Annotated in this window: 22 protein-coding genes, 2 tRNA genes and 1 pseudogene; all 25 read right to left on the minus strand. The window is 41.9% G+C overall.

Annotation, left to right across the window (positions count from 1 at the left end; all coding sequences use genetic code 11):
- Positions 1-127 precede the first annotated feature (127 nt).
- Positions 128-1,627 (minus strand): lysine--tRNA ligase, encoded by a 1,500-nt coding sequence (gene lysS, locus MHH40_RS10005; protein ID WP_340901021.1) that lies wholly within the window; start codon positions 1,625-1,627, stop codon positions 128-130.
- Positions 1,628-1,717: 90 nt separating this feature from the next.
- Entirely contained in the window at positions 1,718-2,719 is a 1,002-nt protein-coding gene (gene dusB, locus MHH40_RS10010; protein ID WP_340901022.1) for a tRNA dihydrouridine synthase DusB, read from the minus strand.
- Positions 2,712-2,945: a helix-turn-helix domain-containing protein gene (locus MHH40_RS10015; protein ID WP_003217963.1), complete on the minus strand. Its 234-nt coding sequence runs from the start codon at positions 2,943-2,945 to the stop codon at positions 2,712-2,714. The genes dusB and MHH40_RS10015 overlap by 8 nt, the downstream gene beginning before the upstream one ends.
- Entirely contained in the window at positions 2,897-3,400 is a 504-nt protein-coding gene (gene folK, locus MHH40_RS10020; RefSeq protein WP_340901024.1) for a 2-amino-4-hydroxy-6-hydroxymethyldihydropteridine diphosphokinase, read from the minus strand. The genes MHH40_RS10015 and folK overlap by 49 nt, the downstream gene beginning before the upstream one ends.
- The gene (folB, locus tag MHH40_RS10025) at positions 3,397-3,759 is read right to left on the minus strand and encodes a dihydroneopterin aldolase (protein WP_034620891.1); all 363 of its coding nucleotides are present in this window, start codon (positions 3,757-3,759) and stop codon (positions 3,397-3,399) included. The genes folK and folB overlap by 4 nt, the downstream gene beginning before the upstream one ends.
- On the minus strand, positions 3,752-4,609 hold the full coding sequence (gene folP, locus MHH40_RS10030; RefSeq protein WP_106036312.1) for a dihydropteroate synthase: 858 nt from the start codon (positions 4,607-4,609) through the stop codon (positions 3,752-3,754). The genes folB and folP overlap by 8 nt, the downstream gene beginning before the upstream one ends.
- Before the next feature lie 9 nt (positions 4,610-4,618).
- A complete protein-coding gene (gene pabC, locus MHH40_RS10035; protein ID WP_251191522.1) occupies positions 4,619-5,467 on the minus strand; it encodes an aminodeoxychorismate lyase in 849 nt (282 codons plus the stop codon).
- Positions 5,464-6,057: an aminodeoxychorismate/anthranilate synthase component II gene (gene pabA / locus MHH40_RS10040; protein ID WP_003217897.1), complete on the minus strand. Its 594-nt coding sequence runs from the start codon at positions 6,055-6,057 to the stop codon at positions 5,464-5,466. The genes pabC and pabA overlap by 4 nt, the downstream gene beginning before the upstream one ends.
- Positions 6,058-6,070: 13 nt before the next feature.
- On the minus strand, positions 6,071-7,489 hold the full coding sequence (locus MHH40_RS10045) for an anthranilate synthase component I family protein (protein WP_050945807.1): 1,419 nt from the start codon (positions 7,487-7,489) through the stop codon (positions 6,071-6,073).
- A 124-nt stretch (positions 7,490-7,613) separates the two neighbouring features.
- Positions 7,614-8,537: a cysteine synthase A gene (gene cysK / locus MHH40_RS10050; RefSeq protein WP_003217917.1), complete on the minus strand. Its 924-nt coding sequence runs from the start codon at positions 8,535-8,537 to the stop codon at positions 7,614-7,616.
- 77 nt (positions 8,538-8,614) lie between these two features.
- Positions 8,615-9,523 (minus strand): peptidyl-prolyl cis-trans isomerase, encoded by a 909-nt coding sequence (locus tag MHH40_RS10055; protein ID WP_050945787.1) that lies wholly within the window; start codon positions 9,521-9,523, stop codon positions 8,615-8,617.
- A 46-nt stretch (positions 9,524-9,569) separates the two neighbouring features.
- Positions 9,570-10,445, minus strand: coding sequence for an Hsp33 family molecular chaperone HslO (hslO, locus tag MHH40_RS10060; protein WP_003217983.1), 876 nt, complete (start codon positions 10,443-10,445; stop codon positions 9,570-9,572).
- A 15-nt stretch (positions 10,446-10,460) separates the two neighbouring features.
- Entirely contained in the window at positions 10,461-11,237 is a 777-nt protein-coding gene (locus MHH40_RS10065) for a type III pantothenate kinase (RefSeq protein WP_050945788.1), read from the minus strand.
- 162 nt (positions 11,238-11,399) lie between these two features.
- Entirely contained in the window at positions 11,400-13,304 is a 1,905-nt protein-coding gene (gene ftsH / locus MHH40_RS10070) for an ATP-dependent zinc metalloprotease FtsH (RefSeq protein ID WP_034620893.1), read from the minus strand.
- Between the two features lie 95 nt (positions 13,305-13,399).
- Positions 13,400-13,939, minus strand: coding sequence for a hypoxanthine phosphoribosyltransferase (gene hpt / locus MHH40_RS10075; RefSeq protein WP_003217950.1), 540 nt, complete (start codon positions 13,937-13,939; stop codon positions 13,400-13,402).
- A pseudogene (gene tilS, locus MHH40_RS10080) lies at positions 13,936-15,358 on the minus strand (tRNA lysidine(34) synthetase TilS). The gene hpt and the pseudogene tilS overlap by 4 nt, the downstream one beginning before the upstream one ends.
- Positions 15,359-15,454: 96 nt before the next feature.
- On the minus strand, positions 15,455-16,459 hold the full coding sequence (locus MHH40_RS10085) for a protein kinase domain-containing protein (protein WP_335365495.1): 1,005 nt from the start codon (positions 16,457-16,459) through the stop codon (positions 15,455-15,457).
- The gene (locus MHH40_RS10090) at positions 16,443-17,177 is read right to left on the minus strand and encodes a vWA domain-containing protein (protein ID WP_003217969.1); all 735 of its coding nucleotides are present in this window, start codon (positions 17,175-17,177) and stop codon (positions 16,443-16,445) included. Before MHH40_RS10090 ends, MHH40_RS10085 begins: the two co-directional genes overlap by 17 nt.
- 77 nt (positions 17,178-17,254) lie before the next feature.
- On the minus strand, positions 17,255-19,738 hold the full coding sequence (spoIIE, locus tag MHH40_RS10095; protein ID WP_003217965.1) for a stage II sporulation protein E: 2,484 nt from the start codon (positions 19,736-19,738) through the stop codon (positions 17,255-17,257).
- 204 nt (positions 19,739-19,942) lie between these two features.
- Positions 19,943-20,014: transfer RNA gene (locus MHH40_RS10100), tRNA-Glu, on the minus strand.
- A 26-nt stretch (positions 20,015-20,040) separates the two neighbouring features.
- A tRNA-Met gene (locus MHH40_RS10105) sits at positions 20,041-20,114 on the minus strand.
- 177 nt (positions 20,115-20,291) lie between these two features.
- Positions 20,292-20,690: a S1 domain-containing RNA-binding protein gene (locus tag MHH40_RS10110; protein ID WP_003217901.1), complete on the minus strand. Its 399-nt coding sequence runs from the start codon at positions 20,688-20,690 to the stop codon at positions 20,292-20,294.
- Positions 20,691-20,772: 82 nt separating this feature from the next.
- Positions 20,773-21,147, minus strand: coding sequence for an FtsB family cell division protein (locus tag MHH40_RS10115; RefSeq protein ID WP_003217952.1), 375 nt, complete (start codon positions 21,145-21,147; stop codon positions 20,773-20,775).
- Between the two features lie 18 nt (positions 21,148-21,165).
- On the minus strand, positions 21,166-21,804 hold the full coding sequence (gene yabQ, locus MHH40_RS10120; RefSeq protein ID WP_003217942.1) for a spore cortex biosynthesis protein YabQ: 639 nt from the start codon (positions 21,802-21,804) through the stop codon (positions 21,166-21,168).
- On the minus strand, positions 21,801-22,109 hold the full coding sequence (gene yabP / locus MHH40_RS10125) for a sporulation protein YabP (RefSeq protein ID WP_003217974.1): 309 nt from the start codon (positions 22,107-22,109) through the stop codon (positions 21,801-21,803). Before yabP ends, yabQ begins: the two co-directional genes overlap by 4 nt.
- Between the last annotated feature and the right edge of the window lie 65 nt (positions 22,110-22,174).

Below are 22,174 nucleotides of genomic sequence, written 5' to 3' on the forward strand. Positions count from 1 at the left end.
GCTGTTTTGCGGCAACGAATAATAATATACCACCTTGATTCTTTCCTTGCAATAGTTTTTTTAAAAAAAGTTTCATTTTATGAAAAATAAAAAGCGCCATAGTTAAAATGGCGCTTTAATTGATGTATTAGCGGTTTCTCATTTGTGGGAAAAGCAGTACATCTCTGATTGATGGAGAATTTGTTAATAGCATGATTAACCGGTCGATACCGATTCCTAGTCCGCCTGTTGGAGGCATACCATATTCTAATGCTTCAACAAAATCGTCATCCATTAGATGCGCTTCGTCATTTCCTTCTTCACGTTCTTTTAATTGAGCTTCGAATCGTTCTCTTTGATCGATTGGATCGTTTAGCTCTGTGAATGCATTAGCATGTTCACGGCGTACGATAAATAGCTCAAAGCGATCAGTGAAGCGAGGATCTTCAGGATTTTTCTTAGCTAATGGAGAAATCTCCACTGGGTGTCCGTAAATAAAGGTAGGCTGCACCAATGTTTCCTCAACTTTTTGCTCGAAGAACTCATTGATGATATGACCTACTGTCATGTTTTTCGTAATTTCAATTCCGTGATCAGCTGCATGCTGTTTCGCTTCTTCTATAGACATCTCCTGCCAGAAGTCTACACCAGTTGCTTCTTTGACCGCTTCAACCATATGGAGTCTTTTCCATTCAGGCTTGAGATCAATTTCATCTTCTCCATATTGAATCGTGGTTGTCCCTAGTACCTCTTCGGCAATATGAGCAATCAGGTTTTCAGTTAGGTTCATGATGTCTTTGTAATCTGCGTAAGCTTCGTACAGCTCGATCATAGTGAATTCTGGGTTATGACGAGTTGATACACCTTCGTTACGGAATACACGGCCAATCTCGTATACTTTCTCTAGGCCACCGACAATGAGGCGTTTTAAGTGCAATTCAATCGCAATACGCATATAGAGCGGCATATCCAGTGCATTATGATGAGTAATGAAAGGACGTGCTGATGCACCACCAGGGATGCTGTGCATAGTTGGTGTTTCAACTTCTAGGTATCCTTTAGAATCTAAGTATCTTCTCATAGATTGAATGATCTTGCTTCGCATGATGAACGTCTGCTTACTCTCTGGATTTACAATCAGGTCAAGGTAACGCTGACGATAACGTTGTTCAACATCTTTAAGTCCATGATATTTATCAGGAAGTGGGCGAAGTGCTTTTGTGAGAACCTCAAAGCTAGTCGCTTTAATAGAAAGTTCTCCTACATTCGTTTTAAATACCGCTCCTGTTACACCGATAATATCACCTAAGTCTGAGCTTTTGAATAATTCGTAAGCTTCTTCTCCTACACTATCTTTACGAACGTAGATTTGAATTTGTCCTTCTAAGTCTTGTATATGCGCAAAGCCAGCTTTCCCTTTTCCACGCTTTGTCATCATACGTCCAGCGATTGTCACTTGGGCAGACTTTTCTTCTAAGTCTTCTTTAGAAAACTCATCGTATTCTGCAATAATTTGTGCAGTTTGATGAGAACGGTCATATCGTTCACCGAATGGATCGATACCCTCTTCTCTCATTTTATTCATTTTGTCACGTCTGACCTGGAATTGGTCATTTAATTCTTCGTTATTAAGCCCTTCATTACTCATTTATATCACTCCAATAATGTATTTTGCAGAGAAAAGCAGAAAAACTGCCAGTACATGCACTAGCAGTGAGCTACAAAAAGAAAGATAGTCTTATCCTACTTTTATACTTTGAAGCTCTTTTGCCTCGGCTTCGATCGTAAAGTCATCAAGAACTTGTACAAGCTCCGCTCTCGTTTCGCTTTGATTGATTTGATTTCTCACGTCCGCATTGCCTCGGACACCTTTTAAGTACCATGCTGCGTGCTTTCTCATTTCTCTGACAGCCACATGCTCGCCTTTTAGATCAATGAGTCTGTCTAAGTGAAGCTTGCACACTGACATCTTCTCACGTACATTTGGCTCTTCTTTCAGTTCACCCGTTTCTAAATAATGAACCGTTCGATAGATCATCCACGGGTTTCCTAGTGCGGCTCTTCCGATCATGACAGCATCTACACCCGTTTCATCAAGCATACGTTTTGCATCTTGAGGGGTTTTAACATCTCCATTGCCGATGACAGGAATGGAAACAGATTGTTTGACCTCTTTTATAATATCCCAATTCGCTGTTCCTTCGTACATCTGCACACGTGTCCGCCCGTGAAGCGCAACCGCTTGTCCACCTGCTCGTTCAACAGCACCGGCATTGTCGATAGCGAAGATATGATCTTCGTCCCAGCCCATTCTCATTTTCACCGTAACAGGTTTATCTACAGCATCTACAACAGCAGAGACCATTTCATAAATCTTGTTTGGATCAAGCAGCCATTTCGCTCCTGCATCACATTTCGTAATCTTCGGTACAGGACAGCCCATGTTGATATCAATAATGTCCGCTGTGGTATTCTGGTCTACAAACTTTGCTGCTTCAACGAGAGTGTCTTTTTCACCTCCAAATATCTGAAGGCTCAAAGGCTTTTCCCGTTCATCAATGTATAGCATACCCATTGTTCTTGCATTGTTGATCAGGATCGCCTTGTCACTGATCATTTCAGCGCAGACTAAACCTGCTCCAAACTCTTTCACTGTCAGTCTGAAGGCAGAGTTGCACACACCAGCCATAGGTGCGAGCACCACTTTGTTTTTAATGTCGATATCTCCGATTTTAAACATCATTTCCCCTCCTTCCTTCTTCAAGAATTGGTGAAAGTTCTTCCACCGTTATATTTAAAGCATCTGCTATTTGATCAACCAATTGGTTTGTTGGTAATCGATTGCCTCGCTCAATTTCTCCTAAGACAGAGACAGAGATGCCCAGTCTTTTCGCGAACCCTTCCTGAGTATACCCTTTTAGCTTTCGGTATGCACGAATTCTTCTACCCCACATATCTTTTTCCATATGCTTACACCTTCTTGGTCTGTTACGGCATTTATTTGTACTTCGCCGATTTCTGGGCAAATCTCACTCATCGGAACGAGAACGAATAAACGTTCGTACATTCTAGGATGTGGCACTACAAGCTGTTCTGTTTCAATATTTTCACGATTATAAAGTAAAATGTCAAGGTCAGCCGTTCGCGGTCCCCATTTCACTTCTCTTGTTCTGCCTAACTCTTGCTCGATTTTCTGAGTAAGTGTCAGTAGTTCATGCGGACGAAGCGAGGTGGAAATTTTCACAGCCATATTTAAAAAGTCATCTTGGTTTTCGTAACCTACAGGAGTTGTTTCATATATAGATGAGATTGATTCTACTTGAACCTCTGGATGTTCGTGCAGTTTTTTGACGGCTTCTTTTAAATAGGTTTCCTTTTTCCCTATGTTCGAACCTAAAGCGATGTATGCGGTATTGTTCATGCGCGCGATCTCGTCATTTCAATGGCAACGGACTGATAGTGTCCTGGAATTGGCGGATCTGGTTTGATCACCTTCACTGTACATTCCTGAACTGTCGGGAAGTCCTTTAACACTTGGCTCGCAATTCTTTCTGTCAGTGTTTCAACGAGGTTGACTGATTCACCCTCTACAATGCTTTTGCAGATATGGTAGAGCTCTGCATAATTGATCGTCTCATTGAGGTCATCCGTTTGTCCGGCTTTACTTAAATCAAGTGAAGCTGTTAAATCCACACGGAACCGCTGTCCTAATTTATTTTCTTCTGCAAATACGCCATGGTAGCCGTAAAATTCCATTCCATTTACATATACTTTATCGATGATAAGCGCCTCCCTTATTCAACATGGCATCCATCATTTTTGCCATTCTTGCGATTTCTTTTACATCATGTACACGAACCATCGCACTGCCTTTTTGAATCCCAAGGCAGACCGTAGCCCCCGTTCCTTCAGTACGTTCTTCCGGTGGCAGGTCTAAGACAGCTCCGATGAATCGCTTTCGAGATGTAGCTAAGAGCAGTGGATACCCAAGGTGACAAAAATGTTCGAGCTCATTCATCACTATCAGGTTGTCCTCTTTATTTTTCGCAAACCCTATACCTGGGTCTAATATGATCATGTCATCACGGACACCCGCTTGTTTCGCAATTTGAACACTTTCTTTCAAATCTGCGATCATATCTGAAATTAGATGTGTATAGTTTCGCTCTGGCCGATTGTGCATTAAAATAATCGGCACATTGTGCTTCGCTGCCACATGCGCCATTTGAGGATCTGCCTTCGCTCCCCATACATCATTGATGATGGAAGCTCCGGCTTTCACTGCTTCATCTGCCACATGGGCTTTATACGTATCAATGGAAATCGGTACATCCAATTCTTTTGTGATCTTTTCAATGACGGGAATGACTCTTGAAAGCTCCTCTTGTTCTGAGACAAACGCCGCTCCTGGGCGAGTCGATTCTCCGCCTATATCAATGATATGTGCCCCGTCCTCTATCAGCTGCGCCGCATGAGCCAGCGCTTTATCCACTTGATTAAACTTTCCTCCATCTGAAAAAGAGTCAGGTGTGACATTTAAAATGCCCATGACCAATGTCTTTTCTTCATAACTAAGGGTGTGGTGCTTGGCTTGTATGATTTTAGGCTGTTTTATCACTTGTTGTGTCATTGTGTCCACCTACTCTTTATGTTCTAGACGTTCTTTAGTATATTGTGTTCTCAATTTCGTTGAGATGATCCGGCTGTTTTGGTGCAAGGAGATTTCCCCTATACTTCCGAAAGGCACAATCCCTTGAACAGAATTGGTCATCCATGCCTCATCAGCTGATAGCAAATGGGAGACCGGGTATCGCCCTACTTTTAGCGACGCCTCCATCGCTTGGAGTGTTTCGATACAATATCGACGAGTGACCCCATTTAAAATGCCTGTATCAAGTGACGGTGTATAAATCACATCGCCTTTTCGCCAAAATACATTGGAGGTAATGCCTTCTGCCACATCATTTTCTTTTGTTAAAAAGATGCCTTCTAACGACGGATCATTCCCCACTTCTCTTTTAGCCAGCAGGTTGTTCATATAATGATGAGACTTGAGGCGCCTTGAACCTTCCGGCGTATTTCTTCTCGTTTGAAGAATGACTCCCTGCTTCTCATCTAAAATAGATTCGGGCCGGAATGGAGAGATCATGACAAACACGACAGGCTCTTCATAAGGATCTGCAGAAAATCCATTGCCTCTGCCTGCAGAAACATTGAAGCGAATTCTCGCATGACCACCGGCTATTTCGTTTTTATTTAGTAAGGTATGAATGATGTCGAGTACAAATGGTTTCTCTATTGTGGATTCGATGCAAAGGTCACGCAATGATTGATTGAGCCTTTCAAGGTGCCAATCTAACAGAAAGACTTGTCCTGCCAGGCTGGTAAATGTTTCGAATACACCGATGCCATATAGAAAACCATGATCAAAAGGAGAAAGAGTCGCGTCTTTCTCCTCTATATACTGACCGTTCAGATAAATGATCATGCGTTTACTTCATGCCCCTTTTTACGATAGGTTTCAATGAAATTTTTCAGCATTTCTTTTCCGAAGGACGTCATAATCGATTCAGGATGAAACTGTACACTTTCAATTGGTAGCTCTTTATGGCGAATGGCCATGAGCTCACCTTCCTTTGTACTGGCTGTTGCGTCAAAGCACTCCGGCAGCGTTTCATTTTTGACAATTAACGAATGATATCTCGTTGCGACGAGCGGATTTTGGAGTCCAGTGAAGACACCTTTTCCGTCATGAGCAATCTCTGACGTTTTACCATGCATTAAGCGTTCAGCACGAACGACATCCCCTCCAAAGACTTGCGCAATGGATTGATGCCCCAGGCACACACCGAAGATCGGAATACTTCCCGCAAAGTGCTTGATTGCCTCCATACTAATTCCCGCTTCATCAGGACTGCATGGCCCTGGAGAAATCATGAGAAAATCTGGCTTGAGTTCTTCGATTTCTTGAATGGTTACTTGGTCATTCCGTTTCACAATCAATTCTTCTCCAAGCTCACCTAAATACTGGACCAGGTTGTACGTAAATGAATCATAATTATCAATCATTAATATCATGCTCTGCTCACCTCTAACTCAAAATAGTCTCTTCTTTGCTCAACTGTAATGCTTTTTTTACTGCATAGGCTTTTTTAATCGATTCTTTGTATTCGTGCTTTGGTACAGAATCGATGACGATCCCAGCACCCGATTGCATAAAGGCTTTGCCTTCAGTGCAGTACGCCGTACGAATGACGATGTTAAAGTGCATATCTTGATTGAATCCAAACCAGCCTATAGATCCAGTATAAAGCCCACGCCTTGTCGGCTCAAGCTCTTCTATGATTTCCATTGTTCTCACCTTTGGAGCACCTGTAATTGTGCCGCCTGGGAATACAGCTCTCATGACATCTACTGCATCACAATCATCACGCAGTTCCCCTTGTACGTTGGATACAATGTGCATCACGTGTGAATATTTCTCAATCGCCATAAATTCGTTCACTCTTACTGAGCCATAAGTGGACACGCGTCCAAGGTCATTCCGCTCAAGATCCACGAGCATCACATGCTCCGCGCGTTCTTTTTCATTTTCAATGAGCTCTTTTGCCAGCGCTTGATCCTCAGCATCGTCTTTGCCTCTTGATCTTGTACCCGCAATCGGTCTTGTTTCTAATTGAGTCCCCTTTTTCTTAATCAGCAGCTCTGGAGATCCACAAACAATTTGGAAATCAGGCGTGTGCAGATAAGACATATAAGGAGATGGATTGACTTGACGTAACGTTTTGTATAAATCATAAGGGTGGGTGTGGAGCTGTTCATCTTGTCTGATGGATAAATTCACTTGGAACACATCACCGCTTGCGATATATTGCTTAATCTTCTCTACTGCTTCTCCAAAGGTTTCTTCGGTAAAAGGTGCTGCTGGTACAAATTCTGCAGAAGGTTCATAAACAGGTGATTGCGCTGATTCTTTTGCAGAGCTTGTCCACTTTTGCTTCAAATCTTCAAGTCTTTGATGAGTGACACTCACAGATTCCGCTCCCTCTGTGTGAGTGATCAGCCACAGCACGTTTTCTTCATGATCAAAGACCGCAACATCATTAAACACGAGAAAATAAAGGTCAGGTGTTTTCAGGTCATCAATGGACAGCATCTTAAAATGCTCGATATATCTAGCATAATCATAGCTTAAAAATCCAATCGCCCCACCTTGAAAATCAGGGTATTCCTCATTCGTTTCGGTTCGAAGGGTTTGGAACCAATCCGTAAACGCTCTAAATGGATCGCCTTCTTTGAACAGCACCTCATCTTGATAATGGATGGTTGTCATCCCGTCTTTTCCCTTCGCTTTAGCGATTGGGTGAATGCCAGCAATGCTGTATGAACCGCCGCGAGCACTTTCAAGCAGAACATGGTGTGTTTCGCCAGCAGTTAATTGTTCGTATCTTTTCAAGAATGCATCTTTCGTAAAAGGAATTTTGATGCCCATCGGCCTGCGTTGTGTCATGTTATCATCCTTTTTCATTTTCATTAATCTTATTGTAATGCAATCCAATTTATTTAGAAAATAGTATTTGCTTTCCATCTACAGATTTCATAAAAAAACCCCAGCAAATGCTGGGGTAATCGGTTTAATCGAATTGATAAAGGGGTGTGCTGAGGTAACGCTCCCCATTACTTGGGATAATTGCGAGAACCTTTTTCCCTTTACCAAGCTTCTTCGCTGTTTGAAGTGCTGCGTAAATAGCTGCTCCTGAAGAAATACCGCCAAGGATTCCTTCCTCTTTCGCTGCTTTTCTTGCAAGCTCAAATGCATCTTCGTTTTTCACTTGGATAATGCCATCATATACTTCCGTGTTCAAGATGGAAGGGATAAAACCTGCCCCAATCCCTTGGATTTTATGTGGGCCTGGCTTTCCTCCTGATAGTACAGGAGAATCTGTCGGCTCTACCGCATAAAGCTGAATCGACGGGATGGCTTCTTTGAGGACTTCACCAGCACCCGTAATTGTGCCGCCCGTACCAACACCTGCAATAAATGCATCAAGCTCGCCGTCAAACTGTTCAAGAATTTCTTTTCCTGTAGTACGACGGTGAATCTCCGCATTGGCTTCGTTGTTAAATTGCTGAGGCATGAAGTAACCGTGCTCTTCTGCCAATTCTTCTGCCTTTTTGATGGCACCTTTCATTCCTTCTGCACCTGGTGTTAATACAAGCTCTGCACCATAAGCGCGTAAAAGGTTGCGGCGCTCCTGACTCATTGTGTCTGGCATCACTAGAATTGCGTTAATTCCTTTAGCTGCCGCTACCATTGCAAGACCGATCCCTGTGTTTCCGCTTGTTGGTTCGATGAGCGTGTCGCCGGCTTTTAAAGTACCTTTCGCTTCAGCATCTTCGATCATCGCTAACGCAATACGATCTTTTACACTGCTGCCCGGGTTCATATATTCAAGTTTCAAGTAGACATCCGCACTGTCTTCATCTACTAAACGGTTTAATTTAACGACTGGTGTATTTCCTATTAGTTCAAAAACTGAATTTGCAATACGAGCCATCACTAACACCTCTATCTCCGAGTAATTTTATTGTATTAATATTAAATTATCAATTTCGAAAAATTTTGTCAATGCTTTTAGTCCTGCTCGCCATCGTAAAACCATGTGACTTTTGCTTCTTTCCACAGGGTTTTAACATTCGCCTTTTCACCTAGATCTTCCATGGCAATCTGCCTTTTGATCTGATTTTTGACTTCTTCATACGAGAAGGAGCGGCCATCTAATTTTTCTTTCAATTGAATAATGGCATACCCGTTTTTGGTCTCGATCGGTTCTTTTGTCCATTCATCTGGCTGAAGCTTTTGAGCTTCCTGTATGTATAGGGCTGGGATACTTTCTTGTTCTTCTGTCACAAACCCAAGATCTCCGCCATATGGAGAGGTGTAGCGGTCAATGGAGCGTTCAGCTGCCACCGCTTCAAAGCTAGATCCGCCTTTTAGATCCTTCAATACATTTTCAGCTTCGCCCTTTGTCTTCACGACGATATGACGAATACGGTATGAATCATCATATTGATATAAGTCCTTGTTTTTTTCATAAAAGGATTTCGCTTCTTTTTCGGAAACGACAGCATCTCTCGTTAAAAGCTGCTCTAATAATATTTGATAACGAATCTGTTCTGTCCAGTCCTTTTCACTCGTATGTCCATCTTCGTAGAAATTATTTGATACCGCTTTAAGCATCAACAATTCACGATTGATTTCTTTTGAGGACACCTCAAGCTTGTTTTCTTTCGCAAGCTGATCGACCACCTTCTGATTAATCATTTGCTCAAGTGTTGCCTTTCCATAGCGGTCTTCCATCTTCTTTAACCATTCTTGACGTGTCACCTTCTCTTTTCCAATCGACGCAATTTCTTCACCGCTCTTCCCGTTTGAAGAAGCCTGTGACATTTGCGACTTTGTTAATACATATGCAATGACAACGGCATTGATCATAAGCAACACGAGAATAAATGTCCATACTACTCTTGCTTTTAGTCTCATCTTTCGTCTCCTTTCCATTCTAAAAAGAAAACCCGCTGCTTAGAGCTTAGCGGGTTATTTCTTCACGTAGCTCTTCTAGCTCTTCTTTTGTAAATACATACGTTTCGTTACAAAAATGGCATTGAGCTTCTGCTTGTCCGTCTTGTTCAATCATGTCTTCAATTTCGGCTTTTCCTAGGCTGATAATGCCATTAGAAAAACGTTCTTTTGAGCAGTTACAAGAGAATTCGACAGGTACAGTTTCTAAAATTTGAGGTTTTTCTCCGAGTACTTCTTCTAAGATTTCTTCTGGTGTCATCCCTTTTTCAATGAGTTTAGAAATGGGTTCAATGGTTGAGAGCCGCTTTTCTAATCTTTCAATGACAGCATCTTCTGTTCCAGGCAGTAATTGAATGATGAAACCGCCTGCTGCAAGGATCGAGTTATCTGGATTGACCAAAACCCCTACACCTACAGAGGAAGGCACTTGCTCAGAAGAGACAAGGTAATAAGTGAAGTCATCTCCAATTTCACCTGAAACGATCTCCGTTTGTCCTGTAAAGTGATCTTTCAGCCCGATATCTTTAACAACACTTAACGTTCCAGATGTCCCGACTGCACGTCTAACATCCAGCTTGCCATGTTCATTTAAGTCAAAATGGACTTGTGGGTTTGAGACATATCCGCGCACCTGGCCCTTTGCGTTTCCATCAGCAATGATGGCACCGATTGGTCCACCGCCTTCAATTTTGACCGTTAGCTTATTTTCACCTTTCAGCATAGCACCCATCATGACTGTAGCTGTCATTGTTCTGCCAATCGCTGCTGATGCTGTTGGCCATGTATGGTGTCTTCTTTGTGCTTCGTTGATTGTATCTGTTGTGTTTGCAGCATATGCTCGGACTTTTCCGTCATATGCTAACGCTTTAACTAAGTAGTCCATTCGATTTTAAACCTCCTATAGTACACCGACACGATTACGTTCATAAATGAGTTGAAGTCCTTTTAATGTTAAGAACGGATCAACAATATCAATGCAGTCTGATTCATTTCCAATCAATGTGGACAAACCGCCTGTTGCAATGACTTTCGGTGTTTGTTTCGCTTGCTGCTTCATCCGTTTCACTATTCCCTCGACTTGCCCAACATATCCATAAAGGATGCCGGATTGCATGGCACTGATGGTGTTTTTTCCAACAATGTGATCTGGACGGACAATTTCAATTCTCGGCAGTTTCGCCGCTCTTGTATATAAAGCTTCTGTTGAGATGGTAATACCAGGTGCTATTGCCCCACCCATGTATTGTTTTTGTTCATTGATAAAGCAGTAGGTTGTCGCTGTGCCAAAGTCTACGACAATGAGAGGTGCTCCATATAGATGAATCGCCGCTACTGCATTCACAATTCGATCAGCCCCGACTTCCTTTGGATTGTCACACATAATGTTTAATCCTGTCTTCATCCCAGGCCCTACAATTTGGGGAGTTATGTGAAAGTACTTCTCGCACATTCTTTCTAATGCAAACATCATTGGCGGGACAACAGACGAGATGATAATTCCTTCTATTTGGTCAAACATCAGCCCGACATAATCAAATAAAGACCTGATGGCCATACCAAATTCATCTTCTGTTTTATGACGGCTTGTTTCAATTCGCCAATGGTAGTTTAGATCGCCATTATGATAAACACCTAAAACGGTATTTGTGTTCCCTACATCTATCACGAGTAACAACTTCATCACCACTTTGAATAGTTTCTCAAAAAGAGCATTTTTCGACTTTCTATCATACCATACACGAATTGAGTTCCATTTGTAAACAATTCGAAACCGATCCATTCAGGAATCGAAATAAAAAAAGCTGCCGATGATCCCGGCAGCTTTCACAGAAGGAGATTAGATCTCCTCATCTTCTTCTTTTTTCTTGATGTTCACTTTCACATCATCGTTTTTCTCTTCGTCATCTGCGTATACACGCTCTGGAAGCTTTCCAGTTTCGTAAAGAGATTTAATTTGCTCAGCATCTAATGTTTCAACTTCTAGAAGGGCTTGTGCGATGATTTCTAGCTTATCTTTATTCTCAGTGAGAATTTGTTTCGCACGTTCGTAGCTGTCCTTGATGAAACGCTGAATTTCTTGGTCAATTTCGTAAGCGATCGCTTCACTATAATTCGGTTCGTTGTTAAAGTCACGGCCAAGGAATACTTGACCTCCTTGTGCTTGACCGAATTGAAGTGGACCAAGTTTATCAGACATACCGAACTCTGTAACCATTTTTCTTGCAATGCCAGTTGCACGCTGGAAGTCGTTGTGAGCACCTGTACTTACTTCACCAAACGTAATTTCCTCTGCAACACGACCGCCGAGCAAGCCGACAATTTTATCAAGAAGCTCTGGCTTCGTTTGGAAATAACGGTCTTCTCTTGGAAGCATGACCGCATATCCGCCTGCCTGACCACGAGGAACGATCGTTACTTTATGCACCATGTCCGCTTCGTCTAGGATAAGACCAATAACGGTATGACCCGCTTCATGGTAAGCCACGATATTACGTTCTTTCTTCGAAATGACGCGGCTTTTCTTCGCCGGCCCAGCGATTACACGGTCAGTCGCTTCGTCGATATCACGCATATCAATTTTCTTTTTGTTATGACGGGCAGCAACAAGTGCTGCTTCGTTTAGTAAGTTCTCAAGATCTGCTCCAGAGAACCCAGGTGTTCTGCTTGCAATGGCTTTCAAATTCACTGTATCATCAAGCGGTTTGTTTTTCGCATGAACCTTCAGTACTTCTTCACGGCCAATGACATCTGGGCGGTCAACCGTAATTTGACGGTCAAAACGTCCCGGACGCAGCAATGCAGGATCTAGGATATCTGCACGGTTCGTTGCAGCGATGATAATAATACCTTCGTTCGCACTAAAACCATCCATTTCAACAAGAAGCTGGTTAAGCGTTTGTTCACGCTCGTCATGACCACCGCCTAGACCGGCTCCACGCTGACGACCCACTGCATCAATCTCATCAATAAAGATTAAGCATGGTGCATTCTTTTTCGCATTTTCGAATAAATCACGTACACGTGATGCACCGACACCGACGAACATCTCGACGAAGTCAGAACCACTGATGCTGAAGAAAGGAACGCCTGCTTCTCCTGCAGATGCTCTCGCAAGCAATGTTTTACCTGTACCTGGAGGTCCTACTAGTAAAACCCCTTTAGGAATTCTTGCGCCAAGCTCTGCGAATTTACGTGGGTCCTTCAGGAATTCTACCACTTCTACAAGCTCTTGCTTTTCTTCATCTGCACCGGCAACATCTTTAAATTTCACACGTTTCTTCTCTTCTGTGTAAAGCTTCGCCTTACTCTTACCAAAGTTCATAACACGGCTTCCACCGCCCTGAGCTTGGTTCAGTAAGAAGAAGAACAGGATAAAGATGATGATGAACGGAATGATGGTTGTCAGAACTTGCAGCCATCCATTTGTTTCAGGTGCTGGTTCTACTTTTACATCTGTATTCTTTAGTGCACTGTAAATCTGGTCAACACCTTGACCATCTGGAACATGGGTAATGAAGTATTCATCTTTCTTCGCGCCATCTAATTGACCACGAATTTCATAAACCCCTCTTACAGGCTGAATGGAGATACTCTCCACTTTTCCCGCACTTAGATTTTGCGAAAATTTGCTGTAAGACATGTTCTCAGGCTTTTGATTAGGGGATCCTAACCAACTGACTACCCCTATCACAAGTAATAAAATAAGTATATAAAAAATCGTATTACGAAAAACCCGATTCATTCCTTACCTCCTCCCACAGTAAGCACAACTATGTTCAATAGTATCATAGAAAATCATTCCAATACAACCAATAACCTCATGTATACGTATGCTGATTAGCCTTCGTAAACAGATGGTTTTAACACTCCAATATACGGGAGGTTTCGGTAACGTTCAGCGAAATCCAATCCATAGCCGACAACAAATGCATCTGGCACTTCAAATCCAACATAATCTGCTTTGATGTCTGCTTTACGACCGCTTGGTTTATCAAGCAATGTCACAATTTTTATGGAGTTTGCTTTACGGTATCGGAAAAGCTCTACCAGATAGCTCAAAGTTAACCCACTGTCGATGATATCTTCCATAATTAAAATATCTCTTCCTTCAACAGAAGTATCTAGATCTTTTATGATCTTTACTTCTCCTGAAGATACGGTAGATTTTCCGTAGCTAGATACATCCATAAAATCAAGTTCTAAATATGTATCAATGTGTTTGATCAGGTCTGCCATAAATGGAAGAGCCCCTTTCAAAACACCAATAGCCAGGGGAAATTTACCATCATAATCGCTGGTTAATGTTGCACCCAGTTCCTTCACTTTTTGCTGGATCTCTTCTTCTGAGATCAAAACCTTTTCAATATCTTGTTTCATGCTTTTGCTTGCCCCCTACAAATTTTCATGCTGTCTATATTGTAATACAATGAGATCGCTGTTTGTCATATCAATTTCTTCAAAAACGGATTTTTTCAGACCTGGGATCCAGATGATTTGATGATCCGAGTCAGTGACGATCGGCCAGCTGTCTCTTTCTGCAAGAGGCACTTTTTTATCAATAAATATATCCTTCACCTTTTTTGATCCATTCATCCCTTTAAGTTTCATTCGATCACCATTTTTTCGTGAGCGAATGATCAAAGGGAAACGAACTTGATCTTTTTGAAGCAAGAAAAAATGGTTTCCGTTCCGTGCATCCTTCGGAACATGATTTGATACCACGATAGACTGCCCATTTGGAAGGAAAAGCTTCTCTCCAAGCTCACCCTTTAAGTGAAGAGCATAAGTCTGGTCTAGTACAAGCGATCGTTCAAAGGTAAACATACAGTAATCATAAGACTTGACAGCTTGTAAACCTTTTGGCAAATCTAATGATCCAGACGGTTGTTCGGTATGAGATAACCAGTCCAAAGTCCCTAGAATATGCTGGTTTGAAAACGCTGATTGAGTGTTTTCATAAAGATAGTTTAATATTAGTTGAATGCCTCTTCTTTGTAAAGGCAAAGGCAGGTCAAGCAAAGGCTTCGTTTTGATCTTAATTTGCTTAGGCGATTGATTCGTTATCACTTGGTTCATTTGTTCCTTTGTTAATGCCTGCAAATATTGCTCATCTTCAGTCAGCATGTCACTTACAAACTGAAAGCTTTCATGTACATGAGGTGCCTCTTCTTTTAACACAGGAAGAATGTGTCTTCTTATCCGGTTTCTCAAGTAGTCATCTGTGTGATTGCTTTGATCAATGACATAGGGAATATGTTCTTTTTCACAAGCGGTCAGCACGTCATCCTTGGAATATCCAATGAGCGGCCGAATCAGCCATCCATCTTGATAAGGACGTTTTGCTTGGATACCTGCGAGTCCTATTCCAACTGTCCCTCTCACAAGCCTCATCATCATTGTTTCTACTTGGTCGTCTCCATGATGTGCAAGCGCTAGAAATTGAGCGTTGTATTGCTCCATCAATTGACGAAAGAAAGCATATCTGCACTCTCTTGCAGCTGCCTGTTTGTTTAAGTGGTTTTCTTTTGCATATTGGGCAACTTGTATGCGGGCCGATTCAAAAGGAATTCCTTGCTCCTTGCAGTATGCCTCAACAAATGCCAAATCAGCAAAGGATTCTTCTCCTCTGAACATGTGATCTACATGGGCTGCAATCAGCTGAAAGGAACCTTTTCGACGTTTGTTTAGTTCGTGCAGTAAAAGCATGGAATCTGGTCCGCCAGAAACCCCGACAATGACTGTCGTATTTTCAAGGTAAACATCATGTTTTTTCAAAAATGATTCAATTCTATTCACAACTTCCTCCTCACAAAGAGCAGGTAATTTAAAGATATACATATCCTATCACTTTCAGTAGCTCCAAGCAAAGATGAAGCCTGCTTTTTTACAGGTCTATAGCAGGAACAAAACTACATATGCACAGTAAAGAGCAAGTACACTGCACACGATAAGAACAGTTTCAAAAAGCCCGCCTGATTTTTTGCGTACTGGTGTTCTTTTTGCTGCTGCAACTCTCGATCGTGAAGTCACCTGTTGATTTTGTTGAACAGCGGGCTTTTGCCCGTTTTTTTGCTGCTTCTTTTGACTCGCTTTTCTTGAAGCGATCAGCTGTCCTTCTTTCAGCATTGCACTCTTCATAGCCGCCGCTGATTGATATTTACCTTGTAGAGCAGCCTTTAACACCCGCTCATAACGCTTTAATAAAGGATGTCCTTCAATGGCTCTGTAAAGCTGCTTTTCTGGCTCTGCTCCTTTTTTGAATTCTTTCTTATACGCACAGTTCACCATCACCATACTTAAGGCAAACAGATCATAGGATGGCTCTGCCTTTCTTGTGCCGAATCCCCAATAGCCTCGATCAAAAAACTCGGTATACTCCTTGATTGCCCTGCCTGCTTTTGTCGTTCCCCCTACATCAATGCACCGGATCGCTGCCGGGGGACCTGACACGATGAGATTATCTGGCTTCAAGTCACCAAAAATCCAGCCTTCTTGATGTAAATGAGCCAGGTTAGATAAAAGTTGAACCATTAAAACAACGATCCACTCATCACCTTTTTGTTTTACAAATTCAAGTAGTAATGGGCCTCTGACATACTCCATCACATAAAAGGAACGCTTTTGAAGCATGCCGGGATAAATCGCATCATCCATATCATAAAAAGAAGGCCCCATGGTTTTCACAGGAGCCTTAGAAAAGGATTTTAACACATTGACTTCAGATGCAATGAGCATACTGTCATCACTCACTTTAAGGGCTACTTGACCATTTGGCGATTCGGCTAGATAGACAATACCGTTCGCCCCTTTTCCTAGCTCTTTTACGATGCGGTAATGATGGTGATGCCATTTCCCATGAATCACCGTGCCTAACGGAATGTTAGAAGCCGAATTCATCATGCTCTTCCTTTGCTTCAAGCAGCCCTTTACGTGAACGAACTGATTTGAAATGCTGGAGTGCTTCTCGAAGCGCTGGTCCAGTTGGAGTAATTCCTCCCGTGGTCAGTTTCGGGAAAATAGATGACAGTGAATCGAATCGAGGCGTCCAATTCAACACAATTTCAGCATCTGAGTTTTTCCCGGGAAATATACACATTCCAAACTGATTTTCACCAATTCTTGAATTTAAACTAATGGAGAGGTCAATGAGTGCTTCTTTAACGGTCGGCAGCTTCGGTTTCATACTTGCACTTGTATCAACAAGCACAAGTACTTGAAGGTGAACCGTCTCTCCTAACTCATCGACTACTTCCATCACTTCCCCGCGCTTATCAGGCGGAAGCTCTTCAATTTCAGTGTCCTTACCAAGGATTTGCTGCAATTCTTTATTCACAACACCTTGCAAGGTTTGTGTCATCGCTTTTTTTGTAACCATTTGTACCGTTTGAGATAACTGCTGGACGTAGACAACTTGATGAATGCCTCCGCCTGCTAGAGCAATCCCCTCAACTTCTTTCATTGCTTCATGATCGTGTCTGTTTTCCTCCATAATGCCAATGACATTGACTGTAATCCCTTGTTCCTTTGCCAATGAGGCAATCGCAAGTGGATCTTCCCCGTGATTTGAGCAGCCATCTGTAATCAATAAGATTTGGTTTACGTGACCTTTTCGCATCTTCATTCCTCCTGGGATCGTAACTGAATGCTTTATATCCCCATCATCGCCAGAAGAAATTCATATTATACGATATTTCAAGAAATCTCTTGTTTCTCAAGATAGAATGTACCAGTCGGAATGGATGCCCATTTAGGCGTATTGTGATCAAGCCTGATGACAACAACCGTCATATCGTCATCAATTTGACCCGATCTTGTTCGAATGACCTCTTCCATTAATAAATCAGCAATCTCTTGCGGATCTTCTGTTTTAAAGCTTTTCATTTTGCGTTTCACCCAGAGATCATGATTTTCAATATGCTTTGGTCCTTCGAAAATGCCATCACTCATCATAATCAGCAGATCTCCTGCCTTCATCTGTTCACTCACAACCTCCACTTCAAATTCATCAATAATCCCAATCGGTAAGTTGCTCGCTTGTACCTTCATCACCTGATCACCCCGTTTAATAAAGCTGGGTGTTGAACCGATCTTAAGGAATTTACAGCTCGCATCCTGTAAATCAATAATGGATAAATCTAACGTTGAATAGATTTCATCTGTCGTTCGTAAAGATAAAATACTATTAATGGTTTTAATCGCCACTTTTTCATTGATGCCTGATGCCAATATTTTTTCTAACAGCTTAATCGTTTCATTGCTTTCAAAATGAGCCCTTGCTCCATTGCCCATTCCATCACTAATAGCCGCGGCATATTTGCCCGCACCCAGCTCCATCATGCTGTAGCTGTCTCCAGACACTAATCCTCCGCCTTTTGCTGCATGCGCTACGCCTGTAGCCACTCGATATGATTTTGCAGAGCCAAATACAACGTGGCAATAGCCTGTTGGGTGCTCTGCACACTGCTCTGCTTTGACTAAAATCTGTTCTTCTAAAATATCTGAGAGCATAGGGGCGATGATTTTTTCACATTCACCATGGCCCTGGCAATATGGGATTCTCATTTCAATATCGACATTCCCCTGCTCCAAGCTATAAATTTCTACTTGCTGAATTTCAATTCCAAAGTGCTGAAGTGCTTCTATCATCTGCTCTTCTTGAATAAAATGCTGTTCTCTTTCCCGTTTTATTTCCCGGGAAAAATCCTCCATCACTTGTGAGACACCCATCAGCTGTTCAGCTACAAGGCGTCTGCTGTCTTGGACTTTTTTCTTCAGAGTCTGGTTGGCTTTATAGTAAGCGATCTCCTCTTCAATCAATTCCTCGACATGTTTTGATTTTGAGCAGTGCTGGCTAAATTTCTTCTTCAATTTCCGGTTTTGCTCGTAGGTTTTTTCATCAGATTCATGCATAACTTGTTTCATCAGTTCATAGGTTGTATCAAAGTTCTGCACCCAGCATTTATTTTTCTTATAGCACGTTTGACAGGATCGTTCTGTGATCGTACTTAAAAAAAGATCTACATCCTCTTCCTGTTTCTTTTCTTCAGGAATGGAATCGTAAAATGTCGCAAAACTCTCAGACAGCGCATGAAATACGTTAGAAAATTGGTCTACCTTTTTTGCTGTCACATCTCGTACTTTCCGGGCGTATTGTTGCTGTTCCTGTACATGCTCTACCGTACCAGGAATATATTTCGCTACCTTAGAGGTCACTGATTGTGGCGTGAGCAAGAAGAGCGCAACCGCAATCAATGATTCATATAGCGTGGTTATGAGTCCTGCTGATCCTTCTCCGTACAAGGAAATAAGTAAGGAACCCACAATTAAGCCAATGGCTGCGCCTGCTTTCTTCCCCTCTTTCAGCAATCCCCCTAATAAACCTGAAAAGGCAAGAAGACTCATCTGATAAAGGTTTCCGATGTTAGCGAGACCGAGAATTAACCCAGTCACGACACCCACTGTACAACCAATACTCGCTCCTCCAATAAAGGCAAAGCTCAGCACTACATATCGTGACAAAATATGCTCTGCCTGCATTCCTTGAAATGTGATGCCTGCCAGACCTGTTAAAACTGAGGCAATCAAAATCATAAAGCAAATAATTTCTTCAACCTTTAAGGAGTGTTTGATTTTCCTGACTGTAAAAATCGGCAGGCTTTGAAGGAAAATCAGTGTCAAAATGAAGGCAAGTCCTGCTTCGACACCCGCCATGACGTAATCGTAGCTTTGCACAGCACCTTGCTCTAGGTAAACAAACGCTCCTCTGGTGATCAGCATTGACAGCACAATGACAACCGGCAATGTTTTCACTGGGTCTTTAATGATGAAAGAAACCACCTTGGACATAAGAAGGAATACGATCAGCGACGCAAACACAAACAATGCATTTTGAGGTGATATCGTCATGGCTCCAGCAAGTAAAGCGAGACAAGCAAGCATGGACTTATCTCTTTTGATAAGTAGCATCGAGCCAAAGAAAGGCAGAGCAAACGGCATAATTTCAGATAATATAAAGGCTCGTCCTAATAAAAAACCAAGAACGACATAAATAAACCCTTTATAGAAAAAAAGAGAATGCGTATGATGAAGAAACAGGTTTTTCATCTTTTTTAACCCTGCACTGATTCTTTCAAACCCCGCTCCTGTTAAATCAGTTCTTCTTTCTAGTTTTTCCATCTTTTCATCCCCCACCTGATATTCGTTGCTTGTCATTATAGCGAAGGTGAAAAAGAAATTTTGTCAAAAGAAGTTGTCGTTTCCATAAAACGTTCGACGCTTTATTCGTCAAAAAGGCATACTTTCATGAAAGTCGATGTCTTTCATCAGAATTTTACGAAGACACAAAAAAACAGCTTTCCTAAAGAAAGCTGTTTTCGAAGATGACCCGTACGGGATTCGAACCCGTGTTACCGCCGTGAAAGGGCGGTGTCTTAACCGCTTGACCAACGGGCCTTGCTTTTATGTTCTAATAAAAAGGATAGCGGCGGAGGGGATCGAACCCCCGACCTCACGGGTATGAACCGTACGCTCTAGCCAGCTGAGCTACACCGCCATAATAAAAATGCGCCAAGAAGCACAAGATCTATAATACAAAGGAATCGCTTGTCCGTCAATAGGAAGTTTTAAATTAAATGACGAAATCTCAAAAAATGTCGTATGGATCAAGAAAAAAAGCACCTGCGGACAGCAGGTGCTTTGTTGTGAAAGATATATAGAAAGCAGCAACAAGTTAACCTCTTCTTGCTCCGCGTCCCCCACGTTTTGATTCCGTGTTACGTTTTAAAGATGTTAAGCGGTCTTCACTATCTTTTAAGAATTTGTTCATTTTTTGCTCAAACGATTCCTTCGGACGGAAATCATTTCTGCTCGGTCTTGATTGTTGTTGTTGAGGACGATCTTTTGCTTTTTTAATGGACAAGCCGATTTTACCGTCTTTTTCAACGTTAATCACTTTCACTTCAACTTGTTCACCGACTTTTAAATGCTCATTAATATCTTTTACATAGTTATCGGCTACCTCACTGATATGAACGAGACCAGTTGAACCGCCTGGCAACTCCACAAAAGCTCCAAAATTTGTAATGCCCGTAACTTTCCCTTGTAACTTGCTGCCAACTTCAATCGACATAAAAAAAGTGCTCCTCCTTAGACTTATAAAAAAATCTCATTTGTTCAATTATACATAAACTGAATTTTAAGTGTCAACAAGGCTAATCGCTCTTATTGCCCACATCAAAGATTTTTTCGCCTTTTTTGGACATATAATAGTCTCGTCGTGCCAGTTCGAGTACGTATTCCTTGCTTTTCAGCTTTTTAATTTCATCAGAAATATCTTCCTGCTTTGTTTGTAATTGCTTTAATTCTTTTTCGAGCGCAACCTTCTTCTCTTCTTTTTCCTTTAATGAGGACGATTGCGACCAGAGGGCACTTGTCACCAAGACAGCAAACATGAGCACGATCACACCAAACACGGTAAGCCTTCTAAGGAGTCCACGGCGTTTGCGTTTTAAGCGTTGTGCTTGCTGTTCCATTTGTTTTTGGTAATCATTTTGAATTTGTGCGATATTTCTTTTTCTCTTGTTCAAGGTTGAAGGCCTCCTCTCTTACTTTGTCCAGAATTGTTTCCATTTCGTTTTGATGGTACCAGATAATTTCTTGGTCCCTTGTAAAATTCCTGCTCCTTTAGAGAAAAACAATCTCATTGATGTTCGCCATTTTTCGGGAATCCGATGAATAATGGTCACATTAAGTAACCAGATGAGCGGATAACAAACAATGGACAGCACCTTCCACACGAGCCGAAACGTAAAACGAACAAGACGTAAGAGCGAGTGGAACAAGAACAGTATAACACTTATGACCATTGTGACAATCCAACGGATCGGCTGGAAGACGATCGACATGACCAGCCTTTTAAGGATGAGAACGGTTTGATAAATACACATCGTGATAAATTTGAGAATGTTCATATACAGCTGTTTCATCAATGCCTGATACATCGAGAAACCTAGTGCAACGGCTAGAAAGATATAAAGCCTGAATTCTCCCTCATTTGTCAGCAGCAGAACATAAAAGAATAAGAGACCCTGTACCAGCCAAAAAAGGAGATCGTGTATAATCAAAAGCCATTTTGCTGTCTTTTCCCGATTCACAAACAGCTTGTACGTATCAAGCGATGCGCCCAGCCAGATGCCCATCGCTACCATCGAAAGCATCGTATAAAACTGGACTGTCAGCGTCATTTAAACAGCTTGCTAAAAAATCCTTTAGCTTTCTCCCCGTGCTGCTCATCTACATAAATTAAGTCAAAGACACGTCCTTTAATCGACACAACGCCTTTTTCGACGTCTAGGTTTTTCATTTGCAGATTTTCTCCACGGATAGCGAGAATCCCCATGACCGTCTCAAGCAGAAATTCTTCATTATCAAAGCTTTCCACCTGTTTGACGCCGGTAATATCTAAATGCTTTCTGTTTCGCATTGTGATATTGTGTTCCGCTTCTGATGACAGCTTCGTGCCTTGAGGTTGATTATAATATTGATTCATTTATACATCCCCCATATCTCATACTTGCATTGTTACTGCATTGTATGTGACAGGAGGATCATTTA

The sequence above is a fragment of the Bacillus sp. FSL K6-2431 genome (genome assembly GCF_038005165.1).
GTDB lineage: Bacteria > Bacillota > Bacilli > Bacillales > Bacillaceae > Bacillus > Bacillus pumilus.